Source organism: Wolbachia endosymbiont (group A) of Beris morrisii (assembly GCF_964028185.1).
GTDB lineage: Bacteria > Pseudomonadota > Alphaproteobacteria > Rickettsiales > Anaplasmataceae > Wolbachia.
In genome coordinates, this window is record NZ_OZ034760.1 from 739,038 (window position 1) to 765,358 (window position 26,321).

Consider the following 26,321-nt stretch of genomic DNA (forward strand, 5'->3'; position numbering starts at 1 on the left):
TGGATCCAGAAAAAAGGATGGTGTCATTCCAGTGCTTGACACTGGAATCCAGTCTTCACGCAATCCCATTAAAAACGTTGTGTTTTAACATAAGATTAGCTACCTTTACACTTACCAACTCGTTGTCCAATCAAAATTCCTGGATCCCAGTGCTTGACACTGGGATGACAAGGTTATAGGTGTCATCCAAGTAGCGTGACACTTGGATCTTTTCTCAACAATTTCAAAAAAATCTATCAAAAGGAGGATCATTATGTCTACAATAATTTTATCATCAATTTTTGGTCAAGCAGGCAGCATTTTTGGTCCAATTGGCCGGATTATCGGCTCAGAACTCGGTGCTCTTCTTGGTGCACAGCTAGATAGCGCAATGTTTGGTTTGGATGCCGAGCAAAAAGTAACGCATGGGGCAAGGCTAAAAAATCTGCAAGTGCAAACCTCAACCTACGGCAGAACGATCCCAATTATCTATGGCACTGCTCGTGTTGCAGGGAACATTATTTGGTCACAGCCAATAAAAGAAGAGGCGATAACCACCAAAAGTAAAATTGGAAGAGGTATGAACGTTACATATAATTACTATGCAACGCTTGCAATTGCGATCTGCAAGGGGAAAGTAGAAAAATTAAACAGAATCTGGGCAGATACAACATCACTTAGCTTTGATGAAATAGATTATACTTTTTACAGCGGCAGAGAAGACCAAAATCCTGATCCATTTATGTCGTCAATCGAAGGTATGCCGGCTTATAGGGGAATATCTTACATAGTCATCAAGAATTTTCCTTTAGCAGACTATAATAATCGTGTTCCGGTATTTACATTTGAAGTGCGGACTGCATTAAAGTCAAATGAATTTTCAGTAGCGAAAAATATTCGGAATATCAATATAATACCAGGTTCAGGAGAGTTTGTGTATGATACGAAAATACAGAAGAAAATCGCGCAAGAGAAAATAAGCAGCAACCAATATATCCCATATGGGCTGGCGCAAAGGGTAAATCACAACAACCACACTAAAAAGAGTGATGCAATGCTTTCTTTGGATCAATTAAAAGAAGATTTACCAAATATTGAGTGGGTATCGGTAGTAGTCAATTGGTTTGTGAATGATCTGAACATTAAAGATTGTAAAATATATCCTGCAGTTGAATTTCAAGATGATTCTGCAGTAGTGCCTGATGATTGGCAAGTAGGAAGTAGTACCAGAGATGATGCTCAGCTAATTTCAAAAGATGATAATGGAAACCCAAGGTATGGTGGCACAGTTAGTGATGCAGCGTTGACTAGATATATAGAAGAGCTACACAGCAGAGGTTATAAGGTAATACTCTATCCGATGCCCTTACTTGATACAAAGAACAAAGAGTGGCGAGGAAGATTGAGCGGGACCCCTGGGGATATAAGTGATTTTTTTGAGAATCAATATAACAAATTTATAGAGCATTATGCAAGCATTGCCAAACAAACTAAAGTGGAAGGGTTTATCATTGGTTCTGAATTTGTGCAACTTACCAAAATTAAGGATGAACAAGGTAATTACCCTGCCGTTATAGAGCTAGTTAAGCTTGCAAAGCAGATAAAACTTGATCTTGGGAAAGAAGTAACAGTTACCTACGCCGCAGATTGGAGCGAATACCATTCATATGATGGTTGGTATAATATGGATGAACTGTGGTCTTCACAGTACATTGACGTTGTTGGCATAGATGCTTATTTTCCACTGACTGATAGTCCAGAGCCTCCTTTTGGTTATTCCGCGGAAGATGTAATGGGTGGTTGGAGCAGTGGAGTGGGGTATGATTATTTCTATGATTACTCAAAGAGTGAGCCTGAAAAAGTAAAGTATAACGACAGCAGGTATGCGTGGAAAAATATAGAGAAATGGTGGAGTGAAACTCACATAAACCCCGGTGGTAGTAAAACAAAATGGCAACCAAAAATGAAAAAAATATGGTTTACTGAGTATGGATTTCCCAGTATGAACGGCTGCACTAATGAGCCAAATGTGTTTGTTGATAAAGGCAGCATAGAGAGCAAATATCCACGATATTCAAACGGAGAGGTGAGCTTTCTTTCACAGAAAATTGCAATTGAAGGAACGCTAAAAAAGTGGCAAAGCTCGGAAATGGTAGAAAAAATGTTTCTCTGGGCATGGGATGCAAGGCCATTTCCTTACTTTCCCAATTTATGTGATGTGTGGGCTGACTGCCATAACTGGCAGACAGGACATTGGATTCAGGGAAAGCTTTCACAGCTTAATATTTCCGATGTTTTATCGGATCTATTACAAAAAGCAGGTTTAAAAAGCGATCAGTTTGATACAGGTGGCGTCAAAGGGTTATTGTCTGGATATGTGATAAACGACCAGCAACCCGTACGTTCTATTATTAAAATGCTGCAAAGTTGCTATTTTTTTGATGTGGTTGAACAGGACTCTAAACTGAAATTTATCCAAAAGGGCAGGGCAGTTACGACTGGAATACCAATTGGTGAAATGGTCTTCAGTAACAATTCAAAGCAAATGCAACTTGTTAATATTAGTCAGCTGGATTTAAACAATAAAGTTAACGTCGTTTATTTTAATCGCAATTTTGGCTATCCAATTGATGTTAAATATGCTGAGTTGCCAAAGCAAGGCACTGCTATAACAGTTGAAATACCGCTCATTATGGAGGAGGGAGAGGCGCAAAATATAGCTGAGGTTTTACTTTATTCTTCGTGGCAAGAGAGAAATATATACAATTTCAAGCTACCGATAAAATATGCATGGCTTGCGCCAAGTGATGTAATAACGATTTTAGACGGTGAGAAAAAGCATATGGTGAGAATTATAAAAACGAAATTTGAAAGCATGTCTATTCAAGTAAGCGGTGTTGGTTATGATCGCTCTATATATAAGCTCTCTTTTCCTTCAACAAGGTCACTTATGCTGAAGGAATACCCTCCTTCTCACATCAGCAAAACCATCATAGAAATGATAGATTTACCGTATGTTAAAGGTAATAGCGCAAGCTTTACTTTAATTAATGAGGAAAAGAATTGGAAAGGAGCAACACTCTTTATTTCGGGCGACGATAAGGATTATAAACCTATCGCAAGCACAAATAAGCAGTCTACTTATGGATATGTAATGGAATCTATCGACGAGGGGCTTATAGTAGTATTACGTTTTGGTAAGCTGCCAAGCACGAGCCCAATTGCAAACTCAAATTTAGCACTAGTTGGAAAAGAGGTAATAAAATTCCAGAATGCTGAACTCATAGATAAAAATAAATATAAGCTTAGCAACCTAATTAGAGGGCAAGAAGGTACTAAAGACACCGCAGGTGAAAAATTTGTTCTACTTGATGATTCAATAATATCTTTCGAAGTGCAAAGGGGAAAAAAGTTTTACCTAAAAGCAGTGACTTATGGTGATTCATTGGATAACACGGAAGCAAAGGTCCTGAACAACTGATGCTCAGTATTTAAACTTAAACTTGAATAATTGAAGATAAGATATTGAAATTCCTGCTTTTATAGCTTTACTAAAAACATGTAGCTGATATCTTCACTCATTTTCTAAGAAAATAAAGCAAAAAGATTTTTTTAGAGAGATTCATAATCCACTGACTTTATTGTTCGATATTAAAATTATTACATTTTCGTTAAATATGTGTACAATCTTAATATATTTTTTTATTTTGAGGTATAGTGTGGTAAGCTTTATAGAAAACGAATTTGAAACGATATTACAAGAGATAGAGCGTAATTCAAGTGTATATAGTAAAGATGTAGCTATAACGATAGCAGATGAATTACAAGAATATAACACAAGAAGGTCAAATGAAATCAATGAATGCCGTCAATCTATTTGCCACAAAATGCAGCTGCTGAATTACGATCACAATAGAGAGATACAGTCATTGAATAAAGATTATAACAGAAAGATAAATTTGCTAAAACACAAGTCCGATAATGAGTTATTACAGGAACTGTGTAATAATGTTAATAACGGTAAACTGGAATATAATACACCCGATTACGATTGGGAATATAGGCAATATAGTGATAGTCTAAAATATAGTGAAGCAAAATTTGATATAGAATTCAAGAAATATGAGAATGAGCTCAAAAAATTAGAGCAGGAACGTCATAGTATAAAACACATGATGCATGAATATGATCAGTGGAAAAAATGCGGGTTCGATATAAATTATTTTTTTAAAGATAGCCCAAAAGAATTTACATTACTACATTTCGCTGTAAATTTTGGAGATATAAATGTTACAAAATTACTGTTAGAAGAAGGAGCAGATATTGATATAAAAGATCAAAACAAAAATACTTCCCTACATTTGGCTGCTTCCAATGGTCATACAGACACAGTAAAACTTCTAATGGAAAAAGGATCAGACCTTAGTGTAGTAGATAAAGAAGGAAATACTTCCCTGCACTTAGCTGCTTCCAATGGTCATACAGACATAGTAAAACTTCTGGTGGAAAAAGGATCAGACCTTAGTGTAGTAAATAAAGAAGGAAATACTTCCCTGCACTTAGCTGCTTCCAATGGTCATACAGACACAGTAAAACTTCTAATGGAAAAAGGATCAGATCTGAGTGCGGTAAATAAGAACGGAGATACTCTCCTACATTTGGCTGCTTCCAATGGTCATACAGACATAGTAAAACTTCTGGTGGAAAAAGGATCAGATCTGAGTGCAGTAAATAAGAACGGAGATACTCCTTTAAATATTGCTTTCTATAACAATCACACAAAAATAGTTAAGTGCCTAATGGAAGAAGAGCCAAGAATGAAAGAAGTCGTAGAGCATTTAGTGAGATGTGTAGTAGAAAGCAAGACGCACAAGTTACTAAAAGGTAGTACTTCCTTACACCTAGCTGCTATTTACGACTGTACAGAAATAGTAGAATCTTTACTGGAAAAAGGGAAAAATCCTTTATCGAAGGATATTGATAGTAAAACTCCAAGAGAGTTAGCTACAGACGAAAATTTGGTACAGATTTTTAGGGTTGCAGAAATAAAACAACAAGAATATGATGCGACCAAGTGGGGTATTGTTAGTGGTGGATCAACAGCAGCACTTGGTGCAACTGTAGCGGCAACGCTCTTTGCAACAGTATTTACAGTTGGATTTCTGCCTATAGTGGGAGCAGTTGCTGCAATTACAACATCTGCGTTAGCAATTGGTGGAGCTACATATATGGTTTTGAAGCCCAATACTGAGTAAACTCCTTTTCTCGAATAGCTACCCTTAATTTCAGTAGTTAAATTAATATACTAATGAAAAAAATATATTATAATTAAGTATATTTAATCCAGTAAATCATTAAGTGAAAACAGCTCTTTCGCAAAATATCATCTCTCTTATTATGATATTGTCTGTAGCAATTGTCGATATGGCAACTGACCTATACTCAGTTGCACTACCAAGCATTGCCAATTATTTTAAAGTAGAAGGCAGTGTAGTGCAGCTTACAATTAGCTTGAATCTAGTTGGATTTGCGGTATCTGGATTAATTTATGGGCCATTGTCAGACCATTATGGTAGGCGTCCAATGATGCTGATTGGTATGACAATTTTTACTTTGGCAAGTGTCATGTGTTATATAGCCGACAGTATTATGCTCTTGATACTAATTCGCTTCATACAAGGAGCAGGGGCTGGTGTTGCAGGTGTTGTTGGGTATGCAGCAATAAGGGATATGTACTCGGGTAGTGAATACTCGAGAGTAATTTCAAAGTTAAATATGGTAGTGGCACTCTCACCTGGAATAGCTCCAGTGGTGGGCGGTTATATAATTTCACATGGGTATAGTTGGAAATTTTTGTTTTTTATTATGTCACTTGCGGCAATTGCTATGCTTATTTTTATTTACTTTAAGTTACAAGAAACACTCACTGTGAATAAAAATATAACTACTAATATTTTCAAGCAATATATATCAATATTTAGAAATTATCGTTTCCTTGGGTTTTCAGCCATTCATGGATTAACTTTCATGTGGCTTTGGGCATACATTGCTAACTATCCTTTCATATTTGAATCAATGGGCATTGAAGTACAGTATTTTGGCTACCTCATATCGATCATAGTCATATTTTACATAATTGGAACTTTAATTAATAGAAGATATGTGCCGAAAGTAGGGGTGAGCAAAATGCTAATAATAGGTTTGGTGTTACCGATAATATCCGATAGTTTATTGGTATATTTTTATTTCGCGGACAAGTTAAATATATTAATTCTTCAAGTTGCCTGGATTCCAGCCAATATCGGACTTGCATTAATAATAAGCAATAACGTAACTTCTGCTTTAGAAACAATCAAAGGTATAGGGCTTGGTAGTGCAGTCCTCTCATTCTGCAATATGATGTTTGGGGCTATTGGAATATATATAGTAGGAAAATTTTTTCGCTATGGTATTTTACCAAATTTACTATTAACAATAATATGCTCTACAATTGCGGTTCTTATGTACAGCCTGCTCAAATATACTGAAAAACACGAAGAATAACCATGTAACCCAGAGCTCATGAATTATTAACGATTTTGCTGTGATAATATAATTTTACAGGAGGTGTGGGATGAGTGATTCAAACAGAGATATAGATGTTGCTCTAATTAATGCTGCTAAAAGAGGTGATACTAACGAAGTAAAACGCCTAATAAGCGAAGGAGCAGATGTTGACGCATATGATGGATCTCAAGGTAATACTCTATATTGGGCTGTTAAAAATGATCATTCTGATATAGCAAAAGTTCTATTAGATAATGGAGCAAATTTTATTGCTTATGACTCTTCTCGAGAACGCCACGTGTTGAATAAATATAAAGAAGTAGAAGCTGAGCATTGTAAGGTTTCTCTACATCTGGCTGCTAGGCTAGGCGACTTAAAAGCAGTAAAAGACCTATTAAAGAAAGAAGCAAATGTTAATGCACAAAACGATAAAGGACAGACTCCTTTCGATTTAGCTGTTGATGAAGAAATAAAAGATCTATTACAAAGCATAAAAGAGGCCAATGACAAACTGTTTAAAGCTGCTAAAAGCGGTAATATCGATGATGTAGAAAATCTGTTGAATAAAGAAGAAAAAGCACAGGTTAACGCAGAAAATGAATTTGAAGAGACTCCTCTACATTTGGCTGCTCAAAATGGCCATAAAGACGTAGTAGAATTCCTATTTAGTAAAGGAGCAAAGGTTGATGCAAAAAGTGATGGTCTAAGTACCCCTTTACATTTTGCTGCTAAAAGTAGATATAAAGATACAGAAAAGATAGTAAAATTTCTACTTGATAAAGGAGCAGACGTTAATGCACAAAATGATGCAGGAGAAACCCCTTTACATTTAATTCTTAAAAAAGCAGACCTAGATATAGATCGAGATAAATTCTACACTCTACTGGACAAAAAAGGCATCAATGTTAATCTAACAGATGAAAATAAAGATACCCCTTTGCATTTGTTTTTAAAAAAGGAAGCGATGGAGATACGTGAATTGGGCCATCTACTGAGAGTAGAAAGTATCAATGTTAATTTACAAAATATAGATAGAAAGACTCCTTTACACCTGGTAATTGAAAAAAGCAACTGGAATACATTACCGCATGTATCGTGGAGCCGTGAAATGATGGTTGATATTCTAATAGAAATGGAAGCAATTGTTGATGCAGTAGATAAGTATGAGAGGACTCCTTTACATTGGGCTGCAGTATATGGTAGAAAAGAGATAGTAGAAGCTCTAATAAACGCAGAAGCAATTGTTGATGCAGTAGATAAGTATGAGAGGACTCCTTTACATTGGGCTGCAGTATATGGTAGAAAAGAGATAGTAGAAGCTCTAATAAACGCAGAAGCAAATGTTGGTGCACAAGATAAATATGGAAAAACCCCTTTTAATTTAACTACTGATGAAGAAATAAAAACTCTATTAAAAGCAGCAGAAAACCCTGGCGACGGTTCAGTGGATAAGCCATCGACGGACAATGAAGAAAATTCAGAGGAAGATGCTGGTACACGAGAGAAAGAAAAACAAGAAGGTGATGCTCAATCAGGATCAGACATTACAAAGCAAGAAGCTGATAAAACTGTAAATTCGGGGAGTGGAACACCACAAACACAACAGGGGGGACAACCCACCACCAGTGCAGGACAAGGAACTGATGTACAAGACAACGTTGTAAATCCTGTTGCTTCTACACAAACAGAAGAACAGGCGAGCTCTTTTTTTGGTAGTTTGTTTAGTATACTTATGAAGCCTTTTTCATTAGTTGCATCATTTTTTGGTAGTTTTTTTTCATGGTTGTTTGGGTCTGATGAGCCAACACAATCATCATCCGAATCTGAACAACCAGTTGATGATTCACAGTATGATTCTCATAGTTCACCTGATTGATCCATTTGCTTCATAAGGAGAACATGAAATATATAGCTCACACAGATAAGGTTTACTTTTTTGTCATCCTATATAGGATCCAGTTTAAAAAATTCTGGATTCCAGCGTCACGCGCTGGAATGACATGGTGGTATGTATTCAAGTAGCTGACACTGGTTCCTTTATGACGGCAGTGCCCAGAGGTGTCATCCCAGTGCCCAGACACTGGGATCCAGGAAACTTAATTGCAAGTAATGCATTGGGTTTGGTGAGTATGGGTTTTGCGTTATAGAATGAAGCACTTTTGGTGAATTTGTAAAGAAAACTAGATGCCAGTGTCAAGCACTGGCATGACATCATCTTGGATAACATCACGTGCTGGAATGACAAAGAAGAGTGGGCTTTCATATGGTTATGCAAGAGGTTTACTGAATGCAACCTAACTTCTCACACACACATTTTACTACGTAATCAGCGCTGATATTAAAATGCTCATAGAGTGTTTTATAAGGTGCTGATTCTCCGAAGCTTTTCATGCCAATAAATATACCGTTTGAACCTATATACTTATGCCAACCCATTTCACTTCCAGCTTCAATTGCAACTTTAATGCTGTCATTATTTAATATCGCCGCTTTATATTCATCGCTTTGCTCGTCAAAAAGCCTCCAGCATGGCATAGAAACAACCCTTGTACCTATACCTTTTTCCTGCAATTTCTCCCTTGCTTTAACTGCAATTTCAACTTCAGATCCGGTAGCAAATATTGTCACTTTTAATTCTTTTGAACATTCACACAAAATATATGCACCAAACTTCGATAGATTAGCAGATTGATCGATATCAGAATGCATGTAACTTACGTTTTGCCTTGAGAGCGCAAACAGTGCTGGAGATTCTTTCTTTTCGAGTGCAATGCTAACACACTCCAGAGTTTCAACTGCATCGGCTGGTCTAAAAACATACAAATTTGGTATAGCACGCAAAGAAGCTAAATGCTCTATTGGTTGGTGAGTTGGGCCATCTTCCCCTACTCCAATTGAGTCATGAGTCATCACATAGATAACCTGCTGTTTCATCAAAGCTGAAAGACGTATAGCAGGACGACAGTAGTCGGAAAATACCAAAAAAGTGCCACCATAAGGAAGAATCGCGCCGTGAAGAGCCATACCATTCATACAAACTGCCATAGCGTGTTCTCTCACTCCATAGTGGATATAAGAACCACTATAATTATTACTATCTATTACCTGCATGTGCTTATATTTAGTGCAATTTGACCCAGTAAGATCAGCAGAACCGCCGATTAATTCCGGCATATGTTGTGTTAAAAGTTCCATTACCATGCCGAAAGAAGATCGAGTAGCTTCGTTTGGCATTGTCTCGTGTATTTGTTTCTTCAAGTTAGCCAAAACACTATCGATATTATCTGGTAGACGTTTATCTAACCGTCTTTGAAGTTCTGCATGATACCCTGTCATCCCAGCATTCTCTTCTGTCATCCCAGTGCTTGACACTGGGATCCATTCTTTTTCTTCTTTTCTGGATTCCAGCGTCACGCGCTGGAATGACATCGTGTAATTTTGTTTTGCTCTCTCAACAGTTTTCTTCCAGGCGTTTTTCACATCTTCTGGCACATGAAATGGCTCGTAGTTCCAATCCAATTTTTCTCTCATCTGTTTGATGTCTTCCTCCGAAAAAGCACCACTGTGAGCAGAGGATGTGCCAGCACGGCTTGAAAATTTTCCGATAATGGTTTTGCAGCAGATCATTGTAGGTTTATCAGACTTTTTTGCTTGCTCTATTGCAAAGGATATGGCATCAAAATCATGGCCATCAATTTTGTCAACATTCCATCCATACGCTAAGAAGCGTTTCTCTACATCATCAGAACAGGAAAGGCAAGTAGCGCCATCTATAGAGATATCATTATCATCAAAAAGGGCTATTAATTTATTCAATTTAAGATGTCCAGCAAGTGATGCTGCTTCATGGCTTATTCCTTCCATAAGACAGCCATCCCCTAGCATTACGTAAGTGTAGTGATTGATTCTGAATTGCTTTTTAAGGATTGATTCAGCAAGTGCCATGCCAACAGCAGCGGCAAACCCCTGACCGAGCGGGCCTGTTGTTGCCTCTACCCCAGAAGTCAAGCCGAACTCTGGATGACCTGGGGTCTTGGATCCCATTTGCCTGAAGTTTTTTAGCTCATCTATGCTAATATAACCTGTCAAATATAATATTGAATATAGTAACATTGACCCATGACCGTTTGATAAAACAAAGCGATCTCTATTGAACCATTTAGAATCATCAGGATTATGATTCAGATATTTAGCAAACAAGACAGTTGCAACATCTGCCATGCCAAGTGGCATACCTGGGTGTCCAGAGTTTGCTTTTTGTACTGCATCAATTGATAAAAAACGGATGGCGTTTGCCATAGATTCCAAAGGTAGATGATTCATAGAAAAACTTAAAAATGAAGTATAAAAGATTATACCAGCAAAAACAAGTTGACACTGAGTGCTAAAATCCTTAATAATCTAGAGTTGAATCGTGAGAGTTTTTATATGACAACTGTTATCACTAGAAAGTATAGGATTAGCCGTAGACTTGGTGTAAATTTATGGGGTAGAGCTAAAGACCCAGTAAACAAAAGGAAATACCCTCCTGGTCAACATGGTATTCTTGGATTCAAGAAGTTATCCGACTTTGGTAAGCAGTTTGCTGCGCATAAGAAATTTAAGTTTTACTATGCGATTTCAAGTAAGCAGCTCAGACGTACATTTTTAGATGCTTATAACAGAAAGGGTTATACGGCTGATAATTTTATCGGTATCTTAGAATCGAGATTAAGTTCTGTTTTATACCACTCTAGTCTTGTGCCAACAATTTATGCAGCGAAGCAGCTCATATCTCATAAGCACGTTACAGTTAATGATAAGGTGGTTAACATATCAAGTTATCGAGTGAAACCAGGTGATATAATAAAAATAAGAGAAAGGGCAGCAAAAATCCCTGTAGTAGTAGAGGCTGAACAAAAACAAGAGCGCAAGGCTCCGGATTATTTGGAGACAGATAGTAAAGAGCATTCAGTGAAATACTTGAGGTCGCCTCAATATTCTGAGGTTCCTTATTCAGCGGACATGGAAGTCAATTTAGTAGTAGAGTTTTACTCTAGATAGGTAAAAAAAGCCCGTGTGGCGGAATCGGTAGACGCAGCGGACTTAAAATCCGTGGGTTTTGCGACCTTGGGAGTTCAAGTCTCCCCATGGGCACCAATTTAACTTAGCAGATAAATACAAAAAAGTATGAAATGGCTTGATATAGAAGATATTGTAGAAGCTCTGGAGGAAAAATTTTCAGATGAGAATATAATTAGTATCAGATTCACTGAGCTTAAAAAAAAGGTCTTGAGTTTAGAGGAATTTGATGATGATGAAAAACGCTGTAACGAGAAAATACTCGAAGCCATTCAAGCAGCTTGGATTGAGGAAAGATCTTAACAAATAAGAAATAACTATCGCTATTAAAAGTTAGCGCGTGACGCTGGAATCCAGAAAAAAAAGAAAAATGGATTCCAGCTGGGATGACAACAAAAAAGAAGGAGTCTAAAATTCGGACACCGTATATCATTCATTTTAGACAATACTGTACTTTTTAAATCTAATTTAAAATTCACTCAGGTTAATAATAATTTAACTAATTACAATTAAAACAGCTAGAAGGTTAATTATGAGGCAAAACAAAAATTTTTGAATGGAACGACTTACTTAACAAGTGCTACGTTAAGGTAGATTGTTACATAAAAATACTGCTTTTATGGTGTGAGGCTAGAGGTTTGTAAAGTAGTTAGAAGGTTGTCATCCCAGTGTTAGCTACTTGGATTTGGCACTGAGGAAATCCAATGTAGTAGTAAACCTTACTTATTTAGTTATACTAGAAACAAAACAGAAAAATGCTCAAACGTAGCGGTCCAAAAAAATTAAAGTCTATAATTGAAAATTACGCATTAAAATGCATGAAAAATAAGATTAGCAAAAATGAAATACGTCTGATTTTAAACTGGCGAAATATAGTAGGGAAAGAAATAGCAGAGTGTACAAAACCGAAAAAGATCTCATATGCACAGAATATAAATTCGGGTGTATTGCATCTGGTAGTAACAAATGGCAGTAAAGCATTAGAAATTCAGCATATGATTTCTCTTATAATAGAAAAAATTACGATATTTTTTGGCTACAAAGCAGTATATGGTATAAAAATTAAGCAAGAGAGTATTGACTATTTGACTATATAAGGTAATCTAAGTACATAGAATAATTTGGTATATTGAAGTGAGTAGAGTTTGTGAATTAACAAATAGAAAAAAATCTTTTGGTAATAAGGTATCACATTCGAATCGTAAAACAAAGCGTACCTTTCTTTTAAATTTACATAAGGTTACGTTAACAAGTGATCTATTGAATAAAAAGTTTAGATTTCGTGTGGCAACAAGAACTTTGAGAACTATAGATTACAAAGGTGATTTAGATGCTTTTTTGCTCAACACAAGAACGATTAAACTAAGTGAGAAAGCGCAGAAGATAAAAAGAAGGTTGAAAAAAGTTTTAGTAAAGCAAGAGGTAGAGTTAGCCGTTTCAGATGCATAGCAAACCTCAATGGCTCAGAGCAAAAGCTCCGACCGGTGAAGTATTCAATGAAACTTTAAACATCGTTAAACTGCATAACTTACATACGGTATGTGAAGAAGCTGCATGTCCAAATATTGGTGAATGTTGGAATAAACGTCATGCTACTGTGATGATTCTTGGTTCTGTTTGCACTCGTGCTTGTGCATTTTGCAACGTTGCAACTGGCATTCCTGATAAACTAGACCCTCATGAACCAGAAAATTTAGCAAAAGCGATAAAAAAGTTAAACTTAAAACATGTTGTCATTACCTCTGTTGATCGTGATGATTTGCCAGATGGTGGCGCAAATCAGTTTATAAAGTGCATAGAAGAAATTAGAAAGATAACTTCAGAAACAACAATAGAGATTTTAACTCCTGATTTTTTAAATAAGAAAGGAGCATTTGAAGCAATTGCTGTTGCATCACCTGATGTCTATAACCACAATATTGAAACAGTGCCGAGATTGTATGCAAAAATAAGACCACGAGCTCGCTATTTTCATTCACTATATTTACTGAAGATGGTAAAGCAGATTAATCCTAAAGTTTTCACAAAGTCAGGGCTTATGGTTGGTCTTGGAGAAAAAAAAGAGGAAATACTTCAGGTTATGGACGATTTGCGCAGTGCTGAAGTTGATTTTATTACAATTGGTCAATATCTACAACCAACTCCAAAACATGCAAAACTTGATAGGTATGTTACCCCAGAAGAGTTTGAGCATTATAAATACATTGCTTACTCCAAAGGTTTCTTAGTGGTTGCATCAAGCCCACTAACTCGGTCATCATACCACGCTGAAGAAGATTTTAACAGGCTCAAGGCCTGTCGTTAATATTTATGTTAATTCAAATTAATTTTTACTAATTATAAAGGAGTTGAGCGACTTTACGTAATGTCTACTATAAAAATCGAGAAGAAATCACAATTAGTTAAAGAGGTATTCGATTCCGTGGCAAGTCGCTACGACACCATGAATGATATAATGAGCCTTGGAATGCACAGATTATGGAAAGATAAAATGGTAAATAGTGTGCATTTTACAAAAAACTCTAAGGTTTTAGATGTTGCTGGAGGAACTGGAGATATAGCAATAAGAATAGTAAGAAAAGAGCCAAGTGCTAAGGTTACAGTATGCGATATAAATCAGAATATGCTAAGCAGAGGACGTGATAAAGCTATAAATTCAAACCAAATTAATTTTGATTGGGTATGTGCGAACGCAGAAAGTTTACCATTTGAAGACTCCGAATTTGATTATTGCACAATAGCTTTTGGCATTCGAAATGTTTCTGACCGCAAGAAGGCTTTAAATGAGGCGCACAGGGTATTAAAACCACATGGAAAATTTATCTGCTTAGAATTTGCCCCTATGCACTATCAAAATGAGATATTTACCAAACTTTATGACTTATATTCATTTAAAGTAATTCCTAAAATTGGCAGCATAGTTGCTCAAGACGAGAGTTCTTATGAATATTTAGTGAAGAGCATCAGAGAATTTCCAACTCAGGCTGATTTTAAAATGGAAATTGAAGAGGTAGGCTTTAAGAATGTTGAGTTTCATAATATGAGCTATGGAATAGTGGCATTACACATTGGAACAAAATGAATATTAAACTCTGGTATAGAACCCTAGATTATTATCTTATCCTTCCAGTGTTTTTTTTGCTCACTATAAGTTTCATTCTTGTTTATTCAGCGAGCCCTGTAATTGCGCAGCGTCTTTCTCTACCACAGGATTATTTTATACGGCGCCATACAATTTATATAGTTCTATCACTGATTACCTTAGTAACATTTTCTTTTCTCAACACAAGAACTATACTTAACCTCTCATTCGCAGGTTTCATTTTATTTACTATTCTAGTGGCAGCTGCGATAATACTTGGTATAGAGGTAAAAGGTGCGAAACGATGGTTACATATTGTCAAAATTTCAGTTCAACCATCTGAGTTCGTAAGGCCATTTTTTTCTGTTGTCATAGCTAGTATCTTAGCCAGCGGAATGAAGTTTAAAATGCACATATCAATCATAATATTTCTGTTAGTTTTTGTGTTGTTACTTTTGCAACCTGATTTCAGTATGTCCATGCTTTTAACATATTCTTTTATTGGTCAAATGTTTATTGCATGTATACCACTTTTATACTTTCTATGCATAATAGGAATGGCTACAACTGGAACTACAATAGCTTACTTATGTCTCCCACATATAAAGCAAAGGATTTACAATTTTGTCTTTTTTACGCAACGCGATAACTTTCAAGTCACAAAATCATTAGAAGCATTCAAAAGAGGTCAATTAACTGGAGTTGGACCTGGTGAAGGTAGCATAAAAACCTCTCTTCCTGATTGTCATACAGATTTTGTGTTTTCTGTTTTAGCAGAAGAATTTGGTTTGATTACATGCTTAGCCACATTGATGTTATTTGGCATCATTTCCGCCCGCTTGCTTTACGTTGCATATAGGGAAAATGAATTATTCAATCTATTGGTGATTCTTGGTATCTCAATTCAATTCATCACACAATTCATAATAAACACAGGGGTAACATTAAGTGTTTTTCCCACCACCGGCATAACCCTGCCACTACTTAGCTATGGTGGTTCTTCTCTTTTATCTTCGAGCATCGCACTTGGCATAATGCTGTCTTTCAGTAGAAATCAAGCTATCGCATTAAAGTTTCGTGAGCGTGTTATGCTTGTGGACTAGCCGCTCACAACTATTATTGGTATCCCTCCAAAATGAGTATCTGTTCAGATGAGTGGCAAGAGATATTATGAAATCTGAAAGAGTTATGCATAGCTGTACGAACATTCATTTTTGAAGACAGCAAATGGTGTCATTCCAGTCTGGAATCCAGAAATTTTGCTTATAACTGAGCTGATGAGCTAAAGGTAGTTGTCTTACGCTAAAACAAACGTTTTTAATTAAGTTGCATAGAACCAGTGTCTGGGCACTGCCCACTGGTGGCCCAAACTACAACGTTCGTGCAGTTGTGCGTGGCGCTGACACGTAGCGGGATGACGGTTGTCAGGCTAGTTGTTATCCAAGTGGAGAGTAGACCAGGAAAACTTCCTTCCTGGCCCCTCGCAGAACCCTACGTGAGGTAGAGTGGGCAGCCAGCGAGTTACTTGTTAAGTACTTTTCCAACAACCCCTCTCCGAACCACGCATGATCGTTTCCGTATCACGTGGCTCTCCAATAATCTAACGTTTTAAGGAGTCACCATCATATTTTCCATATTGGATTTTCTTATGGCATTCATGACAAACAACAAGAGTTTTCCTCTGTCGTTCAATCATTCTCTTTTTCCATTCCGGTAGTTCAGTATTACGTTTACCTAGCAAATCAGCAAGTTTACGTACGTGATGTACTTCAATCTGCTCTTGTGATTTACATAATTCACAAGTTTGTGCCAATAGTCTTTGCTCTATTTCACTACGCTTATTCCATATTGGTATAAGGTTATCACTTATGCTTACCCATTTATTCCATTTTAGCGACACAGCACCAAAGTGTGTAATTAATGGTATCTTTGATGGTAAACGATCTACTCTGATTTGGATGACTTTTCGTTTTTCACCTTCATCGTTTTCAATCGTCGCACCAAATTTTCTATAAATTTTCCTGCAAGTTGTTTTGTATTTAGATGCTAAAGTCTTTACTAATGATACTTCCATCACATATTTCAGATAACTTAGTGTGTGAAGGTTGTAGGCCATTTTATAGTATTGTACAATTCCTCGATATTCAGTTTGATACTGAGCAACAATACTGTAAGCTGTATCAATTGTACGTTGAGGTAAATGTATCGGTTTACCACAACGCATATATTCAGAACACTTTTTCTGCTTTATATGATGTGGTACACGTAACCCAATACTACCGTTAATACATCGTTGTGTCCGATGATCATGTTTGTCATCTGCATGCAAAACATGTATTTCATAACCCAAAAAATTGGCTTTGCTATCACACGCATGTGTAATAAACGTTTTATCTTCATTAAGCATAAGTTTGAGCTCCTCATTGAGAAACCCAGCAATCTCATTCTTAATTTGTTCAGCTTCATTCTTTGGTCCTGCAAACCCTACCAGAAAATCATCAGCATACCTAACATACCAAAGACGTCGATAATTTAGATCGCAAGAATCCTTAGATGGCATACCCTGCACTAATTGACGCAGTTGTTTTGCTTGATCCCAGTTCCCTTGTTTTCTCATCATCGATACTTGCATGGTTAACCTTAAATATTTTGGATTTGTCCTTCTTCGCTTACCTCGGTTATTTGCTGGTATTAGTATATGCTCCACATGTTTATCTAACCGATCGAGTAATATGTTACTCAGAATTGGACCAATAATAGAACCTTGTGGTACCCCACTATGACTCTTATTGTACTTCCAATTTTCCATATATCCTGCTTTTAGCAGTCGATTGATTAGCTGAATAAAACGGTTATCTTGGAAGCTTTCACTCAGTATTTTCAACAACATAGTATGATCAATTGAGTCATAACATGCACTGAGATCTCCCTCTATAAACCATTTTGTACCTCTGCCTTTTTGCATTACTGCTCTTAATGCAGTGTGGCATCCACGCTTTGGTCGAAATCCATGTGAACATTCACTAAATTTAGGCTCATAGTAGGCTTCCAATATTAATCGGATTACTTCTTGAAGTAACTTATTTGACCATGTTGGCAACCCTAACGGCCTGCGTTTACCACTCTTCTTTAAAATATAGATACGTTTTACTGGTGTCCACCGATATCGCTCATAGCGTAAATCCTCTATGATTTTATCGATTTTCTCCAAAGACATACCATCAACTGTTTCAGTTGTCACACCTTCTGTCATAGCACCTTTATTACGACAAAGTTTGCCATACGCTCGAAGGTAAAGATCACTCTGATAAAGTAGGCGATATACGTTTTTAACCGGCAAATTTCTTTGTCCACGTTCACGTATAATGTTAAGTATTGTTTCAGCTTTCCGCATCTTGCGTACCTCCCAATTTCAACATTCAATTATCTGTCACCCTTTGCCCTGTATGTGGCTTTCCCACACTCCCCGGTGATTCGTTACTTTCACGACTACTACGATGACTCCGTAACCATAGAACTCGCGTTCCTTAGGTCATCCCATGTTCCGTCACTAAGAACTGTTCTAGATCAACTTAGGTTTTCCATTCATCCTCTTAAATAAGTTCACTACTTATCGTTCTACAGCCAGAATGTCACACAAACGAAAGTTTAATCTGTGCTTACCGTAGACATGGGGTTTTAAATGCGATACCCATGGATGTGAAGTCCCACCCCTGAAGATTAGAATTCAAGCAGTTTAGCTTTAACCATATTGATCAGGTGTTGCAAGCCGTTATCTTATACATCTTCAGATAACTCTCGCTTTACATACATGCTCTTGTCCTCCTTCCCTTTCGGGTTAAAGTTAGTTGTTCACCTCGAGGCCATTTATTCTGAACCCCGCTTAGCTCCGCTAAGTATTTCTTAATGCGTACCACGGCGCACACTCGCATCTCATAAAGCTCCCACTAATCATTGCCCTAGTCCTATACTTAATTTCCAGTGTACAAAAAGATTTGGTCTACTCTTTGCGATTCTTTCTAGTAACTTAGCTGCTTTGGTTTTATGCCCACTCAGCTTCTTATACTTTGTCTGAAACCACTTCCTGAGTTTTCTATTAAACATTCTTATTATGTCCTCTAGCGCAGTTATGTGATACTTCCCGTAATAGTTAAACCAACCCCTTAGAATTGGATTACATATTCGTGATATATCTTCTATTTCCAAGTTTGTTCTTCTAGCAAATTTCCAGCCTCTAATTTCTTTTCTCATCTTTTTCAAACTTTCTTTACTTACAGTCGGAGTAAAACTTACAAATAAACTACCATCTTTTCTATTTCGTACAAGTCTTTTTCGAAATTCGTACCCAAGGAATGTGAATGATACATTCTCATGATTCTCCTTCCGCTTTCCATCTTGACAATAGATAATTTTGGTCTTTGTATGTTTTATTTCCAATTTACAAATCTTCAGTCTCTGTTCAAGTTGACTCAAAATTAGTTGTGCTTGGTTCTTGCTTACACAATGTATAACACCATCATCAGCATATCTTGCCCACTTTATACTTGGATATTCTCTCCTCATCCATACATCAAAACTATAGTGCATAAATAGGTTGCTTAAGATAGGACTCACTACACCTCCCTGCGGTACTCCGCTGAGACGCTTTATCTTTGTTCCATCTTCAAGCTGTATATCTGCATCTAGCCATCTTTGTATGTATAAGAGAACCCATTTGTTTGCAGTGTGTTTTCTGACTGCTTTCATCAGTAGATTGTGGTCTATGTTATCAAACATTCCCTTGATATCAAACTCTATTAACCAATTTTGGTCGAAGCATCGCTTCCTGGTTTGTCCTATGGCATCTAATGCCGATTTATTTGGCCTATAACCATATGAATCTTCATCAAATACCTTCTCAAGCTCTGGTTCTAAAACACTTCTTACAACTTCCTGTGCTATACGATCGGAGACAGTTGGTATTCCAAGTGTCCTTGTCCCTCCATCTGTCTTAGTTATATCACAAGCCTTCACTGCGGGTGGAAAATAACTACCAGATGATAGCCTATTCCATAGCTTGTAAAGGTTCTTGCTTAAGTCTTGATCAAACTTTTCAATTGTTAGATCATCAATACCTGCTCCTCCTCTGTTTTCTTTAACTCTTTTATAAGCCAAAAACACTAGAGATTTTGGTATGTCAAAAGGCTTTGTTCGTTCAATCACTTTCATCCTCCTACAAGTTGAATGATTTACTAAAGTCGACTAGCTTAACCCCTTCGCTCCATGGTCATTACAACCACTTCTTCACTACTACGAGTTAATCCGCCCCAGTGATTTGTATCGCTACTCTAAAACTTGAGGATTAGCCTCTTGCTTATCTCGCTTTGCATCAAATCGACTGGTTCCTAACGACTCACTCCCCCTTTCGATGTTCACTTCCCTTTTCGACACGTTCATCAGTGGTTCACTCACGTTCGTCTTTCTGATCCACACCTTCCAGCTTATATGCTGATTTTTCCTTAACGCTTATGACCCTATCTCTTAAATAGAGCCACTTAAGGTGGCTGCTCCTGAAAACCGATTTCGAAGGACCTTCCTTCATCTTCAATAAAGCTTCTCACAAACATTACTTTGTTTGTTACTGCAGCACACAGCCGATACTGGGATCCAGAAAAAAGGATGATGTCATGAAAGTAGCTGACACTGGAATCCAGCAGATCAAGCTTTCCGCTCATCCCCAGTTATGCCTTGTTCTTCTTCCACTTCATCTATTTTAGTACTAGGTTTTAACATCATATATGTGATACCACTAACTGCTAGTGCTGCTGCTGCAATTGCAGCCACTGCTATTACTATAGGTATTAACTCAACTGCAACTGTTCCGGTTGCAAAAAGTGCTACTGCTGCTGCAGCACCTAATAATGCAGTTAAACAGCCGGCAATAATACCGTTTTTAGTTGCTCGTTTAATTGCTAGCTGTCTCAATTGGGTTTCTTCTGCTTCCTTGAGAAGCTCCTTCATATCATCATTTTTAGCTAAGTCTCTTGGAGTCTTACCATTTTGATCCTTCAGTAAAAGGTCTATTCCTTTTTCTACTAGAGCTCGTACTATATCTATATGGCCATTTTTAGCAGCCAAATGTAAAGGAGTCCACAAATATGGTTTATGTACTGCATTAATATTGATTCCTTCTGCTTTTAATAGAGCATCTACCACCTCTATGTGACCATTGAAAACAGCCTCATATAAAGGAGTGTCGCCGTCCCTATTCATTACATTAACATTGATTCCTTTTGCTTTTAATAGAGTATCTACCACCTTTATGTAACCCTTGGAAGCAGCCTTATATAGAGGAGTGTCGCCGTCCCCATCCATTATATTAACCTTTATGTCTTCTCTCTTTAATAAAGAATTCACTATTCCCACATGATTATTCTCAACAGCCAAATATAAAGGAGCATAACCACCTTTCCCTATTGCATTAACATTTGCTCCGTTTTCTATTAGAATGTTTACTACCTTTTCACGTTTGTGATTAACAGCTTGATGTAAAGGAGTATTTCCAAACTTGTTTACTTCATCGATACTTGCTCCATTTCTTATGAGAATATTCAATATATCTGTGTTGCTTCCGCAAGCAGCCTCATGTAAAGGAGTATTTCTATATTCATTTACTACATTAACATCTGCTCCATTTTTTAGCAAAATACATATGGCTTGTTCATTGGGTGGAAAGATAGCCTGATGTAAAGGAGTGTCGCCATCCTTATTTTTTGCATTGATAATATCTGGCCTTTCCTTACATAGAACTTCTACTACCTTATAGCTGTAAAACTTAATAGCTAAATGTAAAGGAGGTAAAAAGAATGTTGCAACATTGACATCAATTTCTTTTGCTTTTAACAGAGCACCTGCTACTTTTTCGCTGTCATAAAGAGCGGCTATATGCAAAGGGGTATATTTAGGATTTTTTGCAGCTGCATTAACATCAATTCCTTCTACTTTTGATAGGACATCTGCCACATTTCCTAGGTTATTGCGAGCAGTTAAATGCAATAACGTAAGTTTATCACATGAAAACCATGAAGACAATGTATCATCAGTTTCAAATAGGTGATTTACATTAAAACCAGCCTCTTCCCACTTTTTATACTCATCTTCTCCATTTTCTGCTTTTAATTTCTCTTTTATTTTTTCAATTACGTTATCCTTACTTAAGCCTTCCTCCTTATCAACTGCGCTTAACATTCTTTTCCACTGCTCATAGTTCATTGTCATAATTTTACCCCTACTTCAATAATATTTTAATTATCATGTATTATGGCAAAAAAGTCAACTCATCTCTTCCAAAGGTTCTATATTAAAGATGGAAAGTCCAGAAGCGATGACGTGCGCTAAGGCTTGGACGAGAAACATTCTTGCAGCGGTGAGGTTTAAGTTATCTTCCAGTATGAAACGCATGTTTAAATCACTCTTGCCATACCCCCATAAAACGTGAAACGCTTCTGCAACTTCAAGTAAGTAGAAAGTAATTCTGTGTGGCTCATAAAGCCTTGCTGCAGTTTCTACTACATCTGGCCACTTTGCTAAGGTTTTTATGAGGAATATCTCCCCATCGGTCTTTAAAAGTGAAGGATCTGCTGTTGGGAGCTCTTTTGGAGCATTACGCATTAACGAATGAGCACGAGCATGCGCATATTGCACGTAAAAAATAGGATTGTCTTTTGACTGTTCTTTAACTTTAGCAAAATCAAAGTCCAAGACCATATCATTCTTGCGTGTTAGCATTATAAAACGAGTTATGTCCCTGCCAACTTCTTCCACTACATCTCTTGCTGTGAGGAAGTTTCCTGATCTTTTGGACATTTTAACAGGTTTGCCATTCTCAAAAAAATTCACAATATTATGCAGTTTTACCTCTATTTTCGCTTGATCATCACTTAGCGCAGAGACGACTGCTTTGAGCCTTTTGATATAACCACTATGATCACTACCAACCTCTAAGATCATATTGTTAAAACCACGTGATATCTTATCAAAATGGTAAGCGATATCCGAGGCAAAATAAGTCCAACTGCCGTCCTCTTTCTTCAATGCGCGGTCAACGTCATCACCAAATTTTGTAGAGCGAAATAACATTTCTTTTCTGGAAGTCCAATTTTCACTTTCTTTGCCTTTTGGTTTCTCCAAGTACCCTTCATACACTAGACCCTTGTCAGACAATATCTTTATACTCTCTTCAATTTTGCCACTTTTTTGTAGCTCATACTCTGAAGTAAAAACATCATGACTTACCCCAAGTAAGTTCATGTCTTCCTTTATGAGTTCTAAGATAGAACTTAAAGTATAGTCTCTAATTATCTGATTATCTTGCTTTTTTAGAAGCTCTTTGCCATATTTTTTAGCCAGCTCCTCCCCTATCGGTTTTAAATATTCACCTGGGTATAAACCTTTTTCTATACTGATTTTTTCTCCCAGAGCTTCCTTATACCGCAAATATACTGACTTTATTAGTGTATCTATCTGCGCTCCAGCATCGTTAATATAGTATTCCTTAGTAACTTTATAACCAACTTTTTTCAATAAATTTGCCAGAACGTCACCAAATACTGCCCCTCTTGCATGACCAATATGCAGTGGACCAGTTGGATTTGCAGATACAAACTCAACATTGATGGCCTGATTGTTCCCTATATCTAGGGTACCAAACTCTGTTTTTAGCTCATTTATTTGTTTTAAAATTCCATGCCACACTTCTATTTTTAAGTGCATGTTGATGAAACCAGGGCCTGCTATTTCCACTTCTGCAATTTCATCAAAAGGTTTAAATTCTCTTGCTAAGATCTCTGCAATTTCAATGGGATTCTTCTTTTCATGCTTTGCAAGCACCATAGCAACGTTTGTGTAAATATCTCCATGTGCTCTATTGCTTGGAGGCTCTACGATAAAGTTTGTTGCATTCGTGCTTATAACACCCCTTTGCTTCAACTCATTTAATTTGCTGGAAATTAGAGAGGAAACCTGTTTAAAAATGTTCATCAACTAGAAAAACTATGAAAACCTCCAACAATATAGCGAATAAGTGGGGCTAGTTGAAGGTTTATCTTATCTCTATTCTTTGTTTGGTGTAAGGCGACCTTTTCTGGGTCGAAAGACCCAGAAAAGTTATGGTTTATATTAAGTCGTTATTGCTAGTATAATAAGAAGCGTTATCGTTCTCATTTTCATATATACTTGTTGCACTTGTTGCCATATCGGACTTGAGCATCTGGTCATTAAACGCAGGAATTTTTAATATAATCGTTTTATCTCCAGCATCCCAAATGGATTCGTTCAGTGTTTTAATGCACTTCTTGCAGGCTTCACCATTACCACAATCCTCTATCGATTTAGGTCTACCATCATCTTTAAGGTAACGCTGACATACAGCATAATGCTGATCAGTTTCTTCACCATCTTTATTTATTATCTTTCCTGTTTTGTAATTAACAAGCAACAGCGGCATACCCTGCTTCGTAATTATATTTTGTTCTTCCGATCCCATTTGAATAGGTTTACTAACAAGGTTAGGACATTCTTCATTAAAGAAGTTTTTGCTATATTCTTTAGTGTCGTAACTGCTCTTTGCAGAATAACAAAGACTTTTAGTCTCTGTGTCACTCTTGCAAACGGAGTCATTGGGAAGTTCTGTACACTTTTTACACCACATGTTGCTAGGGCTACCCCACGCATAGTTAATATCATCTGAAAAAGCAAGCTTAAAATTATGTGCTGAATATGGAGCATTTGCACCTGATTTTATGTGTTCCATAATTTTAGGGTTATCAAACATCTCAGGATACAGTTTCTTTAGTATATCTGATGTATTAAAAGCATAATGACCTACCTGATTCTCAGGAGAGTATTTATAATAGCCAGAGTAAGCTCCGCATTTGTTAATTATAGCGTGTTCTGGAGTGATTACTTTAGGCATAATAATAATACCATCTTCAGGAGGACATTCTTTATCAATATTACCTTTGACTTCCTCAATTACAGTATCTTTAATAAATTCTTTCAACTTGTCCTTTATTTTATCCTCTATCTCCTTCTGTATAGCATCCTTATCACATTTACAATCTATCTCATCCTTTATTTCGTCTTTTATTTTATTTTTCATTTCCTCCTTAGTCTTATCATCAATTTCACATTTAAGGTCTTTCTTCAGTTCATTCTTAATATTTTCCTTCATTTCACCCTTAGTCTTATCATCAATTTCACATTTAAGGTCTTTCTTCAGTTCATTCTTAACATTTTCCTTTATTTCACCCTTAGTCTTATTATCAATTTCACACTTAAGGTCTTTCTTCAGTTCATTCTTAACGTTTTCCTTTATTTCACCCTTAGTCTTATCATCAATTTCACACTTAAGGTCTTTCTTCAGTTCATTCTTAACATTTTCCTTTATTTTACCTTCTATCTCCTTCTGTATTGCATTCTTATCACATCCACCGGTCTTATCCTTGTTGATTACCAGCGGCATATTATTAGTATCACATATTCTAAGTGGTCGGTGATGTATATAGCTTTTACCCTGTTGACATGGATAAAAAAGGTTATTTTTTAACATAGTATACCTCCATTGGTAAGTCATGATTATTAAAAATTAATTATAAGTAGAGGTGCAGTGAATACCCACCTCTGTAGTGCTCCTAAATAACTTCAAAAGTATCTTCTGGTACTGACATCTCTTCAGAAAAAAATGCTGTTACTTTACGTGAATCTGATATGGAAGAATTTATTGCATCCACACAAGCTTTACATGAAGCATCGCTATCACATCCTCCTATGAGTTTATTGTTTGGGCCAATTTCAAGATCGTTTTTAGTTTCTTCTATAATTTTTTGACATTCTTTAAAATTTTTACCAGTAGATTCCTTAGTAGTGGCATCAAGAATCTCGCCAGTAACTGGGTTGATTAGTATTGCAAGCTTTGAAAAGTCAATTGGTTCTTTAGGTTCAGGTTTAGGTTCAGGCTGTGGACAAGGTGGTATACGTATGTTAATGGTGGTAGGGTTGCATGGTTCAAAGCAAGGATGGTGGTTCCATAGTTTGGGAGTGCAAGTTGTATGTGTAGGAATACACGGATGCACGTGTGCACAATTTCGTGGTTCAGAGGTGTAAGCCGTGTATGGAGAAGCGTATGATTGTGAAAAAAGATTGTAGTTCATAATAGTTTCCTTAGTAATTAAAAATTACTATAATTATAGTATATAATAGTTAAAATAATAATAATTTAAAGACTAAAATTAGCATACACAAAGTCCTTAACTTACAGTACATTTCAAAATACGACTTTAATGTAGCAGATATTAGAGTTAAAAGTTTTACTATGGTAGAATAATGATAAGATTCCAAGAAGAAGCTGTCAGTAGTCAAATTAGTCGTGTTGCTGAAATAAATTGTAATATATGGTTACTGTGAATAATAAGTAAGCACCTGTTTATTATATTTTCAAGAAAATGTGAAGCACATGGGAAACCATGTGCTCTTGGAAGCATGTATAGCTAGACATGCGTTTATGAGTTGTTTAAAAACAATCCTCTAGCAAAAAAACCCAAATTCATCACAAGGATTATGACATGTGTCATAATAGTTATGATATGAGTTAAAATGATTGTGGCACGAATTAGTA

22 protein-coding genes and 1 tRNA gene are annotated in these 26,321 nt (G+C 36.6%); 13 read left to right on the forward strand and 10 right to left on the reverse strand.

Annotated features, from left to right (window positions below; all coding sequences use genetic code 11):
* Positions 1-111: 111 nt before the first annotated feature.
* A complete protein-coding gene (locus ABWU69_RS03780) occupies positions 112-252 on the reverse strand; it encodes a hypothetical protein (protein ID WP_265034293.1) in 141 nt (46 codons plus the stop codon).
* Position 253: 1 nt separating this feature from the next.
* On the opposite strand from ABWU69_RS03780, the gene ABWU69_RS03785 reads away from it, so the two are divergent.
* The 5 genes from ABWU69_RS03785 to ABWU69_RS03805 all read left to right on the forward strand — a co-directional run bounded on the left by ABWU69_RS03785 (position 254) and on the right by ABWU69_RS03805 (position 8,672).
* A complete protein-coding gene (locus ABWU69_RS03785) occupies positions 254-3,460 on the forward strand; it encodes a glycoside hydrolase TIM-barrel-like domain-containing protein (protein ID WP_353285414.1) in 3,207 nt (1,068 codons plus the stop codon).
* Between the two features lie 238 nt (positions 3,461-3,698).
* The gene (locus tag ABWU69_RS03790; protein ID WP_353285415.1) at positions 3,699-5,234 is read left to right on the forward strand and encodes an ankyrin repeat domain-containing protein; all 1,536 of its coding nucleotides are present in this window, start codon (positions 3,699-3,701) and stop codon (positions 5,232-5,234) included.
* Between the two features lie 142 nt (positions 5,235-5,376).
* Positions 5,377-6,522 carry a multidrug effflux MFS transporter gene (locus tag ABWU69_RS03795; protein WP_353285416.1) on the forward strand — a complete coding sequence of 382 codons (1,146 nt, stop codon included), beginning with the start codon at positions 5,377-5,379 and terminating at the stop codon, positions 6,520-6,522.
* A gap of 70 nt (positions 6,523-6,592) precedes the next feature.
* Entirely contained in the window at positions 6,593-8,401 is a 1,809-nt protein-coding gene (locus tag ABWU69_RS03800; protein WP_353285417.1) for an ankyrin repeat domain-containing protein, read from the forward strand.
* Between the two features lie 124 nt (positions 8,402-8,525).
* The gene (locus ABWU69_RS03805; protein ID WP_265034299.1) at positions 8,526-8,672 is read left to right on the forward strand and encodes a WPE palindromic element domain-containing protein; all 147 of its coding nucleotides are present in this window, start codon (positions 8,526-8,528) and stop codon (positions 8,670-8,672) included.
* Positions 8,673-8,805: 133 nt separating this feature from the next.
* On the opposite strand, the gene tkt is transcribed toward ABWU69_RS03805, so the two are convergent.
* The gene (tkt, locus tag ABWU69_RS03810) at positions 8,806-10,848 is read right to left on the reverse strand and encodes a transketolase (protein WP_353285418.1); all 2,043 of its coding nucleotides are present in this window, start codon (positions 10,846-10,848) and stop codon (positions 8,806-8,808) included.
* 105 nt (positions 10,849-10,953) lie between these two features.
* On the opposite strand from tkt, the gene rpsD reads away from it, so the two are divergent.
* The 8 genes from rpsD (at position 10,954) to ABWU69_RS03850 (ending at position 15,771) form a co-directional block, all read left to right on the forward strand.
* Positions 10,954-11,568 carry a 30S ribosomal protein S4 gene (gene rpsD / locus ABWU69_RS03815; RefSeq protein WP_353282675.1) on the forward strand — a complete coding sequence of 205 codons (615 nt, stop codon included), beginning with the start codon at positions 10,954-10,956 and terminating at the stop codon, positions 11,566-11,568.
* A 9-nt stretch (positions 11,569-11,577) separates the two neighbouring features.
* Positions 11,578-11,664, forward strand: a tRNA-Leu gene (locus ABWU69_RS03820).
* 30 nt (positions 11,665-11,694) lie between these two features.
* A complete protein-coding gene (iscX, locus tag ABWU69_RS03825) occupies positions 11,695-11,889 on the forward strand; it encodes a Fe-S cluster assembly protein IscX (protein WP_265025516.1) in 195 nt (64 codons plus the stop codon).
* A gap of 452 nt (positions 11,890-12,341) precedes the next feature.
* Positions 12,342-12,683, forward strand: coding sequence for a DUF721 domain-containing protein (locus ABWU69_RS03830; RefSeq protein WP_010082513.1), 342 nt, complete (start codon positions 12,342-12,344; stop codon positions 12,681-12,683).
* A 37-nt stretch (positions 12,684-12,720) separates the two neighbouring features.
* Positions 12,721-13,035, forward strand: a complete 315-nt coding sequence (gene rpmB / locus ABWU69_RS03835) for a 50S ribosomal protein L28 (protein ID WP_265025513.1) — start codon at positions 12,721-12,723, stop codon at positions 13,033-13,035.
* The gene (gene lipA / locus ABWU69_RS03840; RefSeq protein ID WP_265025512.1) at positions 13,028-13,891 is read left to right on the forward strand and encodes a lipoyl synthase; all 864 of its coding nucleotides are present in this window, start codon (positions 13,028-13,030) and stop codon (positions 13,889-13,891) included. Before rpmB ends, lipA begins: the two co-directional genes overlap by 8 nt.
* 60 nt (positions 13,892-13,951) lie before the next feature.
* Positions 13,952-14,668 carry a bifunctional demethylmenaquinone methyltransferase/2-methoxy-6-polyprenyl-1,4-benzoquinol methylase UbiE gene (gene ubiE / locus ABWU69_RS03845; protein WP_265025511.1) on the forward strand — a complete coding sequence of 239 codons (717 nt, stop codon included), beginning with the start codon at positions 13,952-13,954 and terminating at the stop codon, positions 14,666-14,668.
* Complete coding sequence (locus ABWU69_RS03850) at positions 14,665-15,771, forward strand: FtsW/RodA/SpoVE family cell cycle protein (RefSeq protein WP_353284964.1); 1,107 nt, start codon at positions 14,665-14,667, stop codon at positions 15,769-15,771. The genes ubiE and ABWU69_RS03850 overlap by 4 nt, the downstream gene beginning before the upstream one ends.
* Before the next feature lie 497 nt (positions 15,772-16,268).
* Here ABWU69_RS03850 and ABWU69_RS03855 read toward each other — a convergent pair whose 3' ends face one another.
* The 8 genes from ABWU69_RS03855 to ABWU69_RS03890 all read right to left on the reverse strand — a co-directional run bounded on the left by ABWU69_RS03855 (position 16,269) and on the right by ABWU69_RS03890 (position 25,857).
* Positions 16,269-18,062, reverse strand: coding sequence for a reverse transcriptase/maturase family protein (locus tag ABWU69_RS03855; RefSeq protein WP_265034303.1), 1,794 nt, complete (start codon positions 18,060-18,062; stop codon positions 16,269-16,271).
* Between the two features lie 557 nt (positions 18,063-18,619).
* The gene (gene ltrA / locus ABWU69_RS03860) at positions 18,620-19,870 is read right to left on the reverse strand and encodes a group II intron reverse transcriptase/maturase (protein WP_353284965.1); all 1,251 of its coding nucleotides are present in this window, start codon (positions 19,868-19,870) and stop codon (positions 18,620-18,622) included.
* 120 nt (positions 19,871-19,990) lie between these two features.
* Positions 19,991-20,119 carry a hypothetical protein gene (locus tag ABWU69_RS03865; RefSeq protein ID WP_353284966.1) on the reverse strand — a complete coding sequence of 43 codons (129 nt, stop codon included), beginning with the start codon at positions 20,117-20,119 and terminating at the stop codon, positions 19,991-19,993.
* 83 nt (positions 20,120-20,202) lie between these two features.
* Positions 20,203-20,382 (reverse strand): hypothetical protein, encoded by a 180-nt coding sequence (locus ABWU69_RS03870; protein ID WP_265034305.1) that lies wholly within the window; start codon positions 20,380-20,382, stop codon positions 20,203-20,205.
* Complete coding sequence (locus ABWU69_RS03875; RefSeq protein ID WP_353284967.1) at positions 20,366-21,925, reverse strand: ankyrin repeat domain-containing protein; 1,560 nt, start codon at positions 21,923-21,925, stop codon at positions 20,366-20,368. Before ABWU69_RS03875 ends, ABWU69_RS03870 begins: the two co-directional genes overlap by 17 nt.
* A 54-nt stretch (positions 21,926-21,979) precedes the next feature.
* The gene (gene argS / locus ABWU69_RS03880; RefSeq protein WP_353284968.1) at positions 21,980-23,686 is read right to left on the reverse strand and encodes an arginine--tRNA ligase; all 1,707 of its coding nucleotides are present in this window, start codon (positions 23,684-23,686) and stop codon (positions 21,980-21,982) included.
* A 133-nt stretch (positions 23,687-23,819) separates the two neighbouring features.
* A complete protein-coding gene (locus tag ABWU69_RS03885; RefSeq protein WP_353284969.1) occupies positions 23,820-25,256 on the reverse strand; it encodes a hypothetical protein in 1,437 nt (478 codons plus the stop codon).
* Between the two features lie 82 nt (positions 25,257-25,338).
* A complete protein-coding gene (locus ABWU69_RS03890; protein WP_353284970.1) occupies positions 25,339-25,857 on the reverse strand; it encodes a hypothetical protein in 519 nt (172 codons plus the stop codon).
* Positions 25,858-26,321 lie beyond the last annotated feature (464 nt).

Coding starts and splice junctions, on each gene's coding strand:
- tkt (WP_353285418.1), bottom strand. CDS start 10,848: ATGAATCATCTACCTTTGGAATCTATGGCAAACGCCATCCGTTTTTTA.
- ABWU69_RS03780 (WP_265034293.1), bottom strand. CDS start 252: ATGATCCTCCTTTTGATAGATTTTTTTGAAATTGTTGAGAAAAGATCC.
- ABWU69_RS03795 (WP_353285416.1), top strand. CDS start 5,377: ATGATATTGTCTGTAGCAATTGTCGATATGGCAACTGACCTATACTCA.
- argS (WP_353284968.1), bottom strand. CDS start 23,686: ATGAACATTTTTAAACAGGTTTCCTCTCTAATTTCCAGCAAATTAAAT.
- ABWU69_RS03870 (WP_265034305.1), bottom strand. CDS start 20,382: ATGAGCGGAAAGCTTGATCTGCTGGATTCCAGTGTCAGCTACTTTCAT.
- ABWU69_RS03800 (WP_353285417.1), top strand. CDS start 6,593: ATGAGTGATTCAAACAGAGATATAGATGTTGCTCTAATTAATGCTGCT.
- ABWU69_RS03830 (WP_010082513.1), top strand. CDS start 12,342: ATGCTCAAACGTAGCGGTCCAAAAAAATTAAAGTCTATAATTGAAAAT.
- ABWU69_RS03805 (WP_265034299.1), top strand. CDS start 8,526: ATGGTGGTATGTATTCAAGTAGCTGACACTGGTTCCTTTATGACGGCA.
- ABWU69_RS03850 (WP_353284964.1), top strand. CDS start 14,665: ATGAATATTAAACTCTGGTATAGAACCCTAGATTATTATCTTATCCTT.
- rpsD (WP_353282675.1), top strand. CDS start 10,954: ATGACAACTGTTATCACTAGAAAGTATAGGATTAGCCGTAGACTTGGT.
- ABWU69_RS03890 (WP_353284970.1), bottom strand. CDS start 25,857: ATGAACTACAATCTTTTTTCACAATCATACGCTTCTCCATACACGGCT.
- ubiE (WP_265025511.1), top strand. CDS start 13,952: ATGTCTACTATAAAAATCGAGAAGAAATCACAATTAGTTAAAGAGGTA.
- ABWU69_RS03785 (WP_353285414.1), top strand. CDS start 254: ATGTCTACAATAATTTTATCATCAATTTTTGGTCAAGCAGGCAGCATT.
- lipA (WP_265025512.1), top strand. CDS start 13,028: ATGCATAGCAAACCTCAATGGCTCAGAGCAAAAGCTCCGACCGGTGAA.
- ABWU69_RS03855 (WP_265034303.1), bottom strand. CDS start 18,062: ATGCGGAAAGCTGAAACAATACTTAACATTATACGTGAACGTGGACAA.
- iscX (WP_265025516.1), top strand. CDS start 11,695: ATGAAATGGCTTGATATAGAAGATATTGTAGAAGCTCTGGAGGAAAAA.
- ABWU69_RS03875 (WP_353284967.1), bottom strand. CDS start 21,925: ATGACAATGAACTATGAGCAGTGGAAAAGAATGTTAAGCGCAGTTGAT.
- ABWU69_RS03885 (WP_353284969.1), bottom strand. CDS start 25,256: ATGTTAAAAAATAACCTTTTTTATCCATGTCAACAGGGTAAAAGCTAT.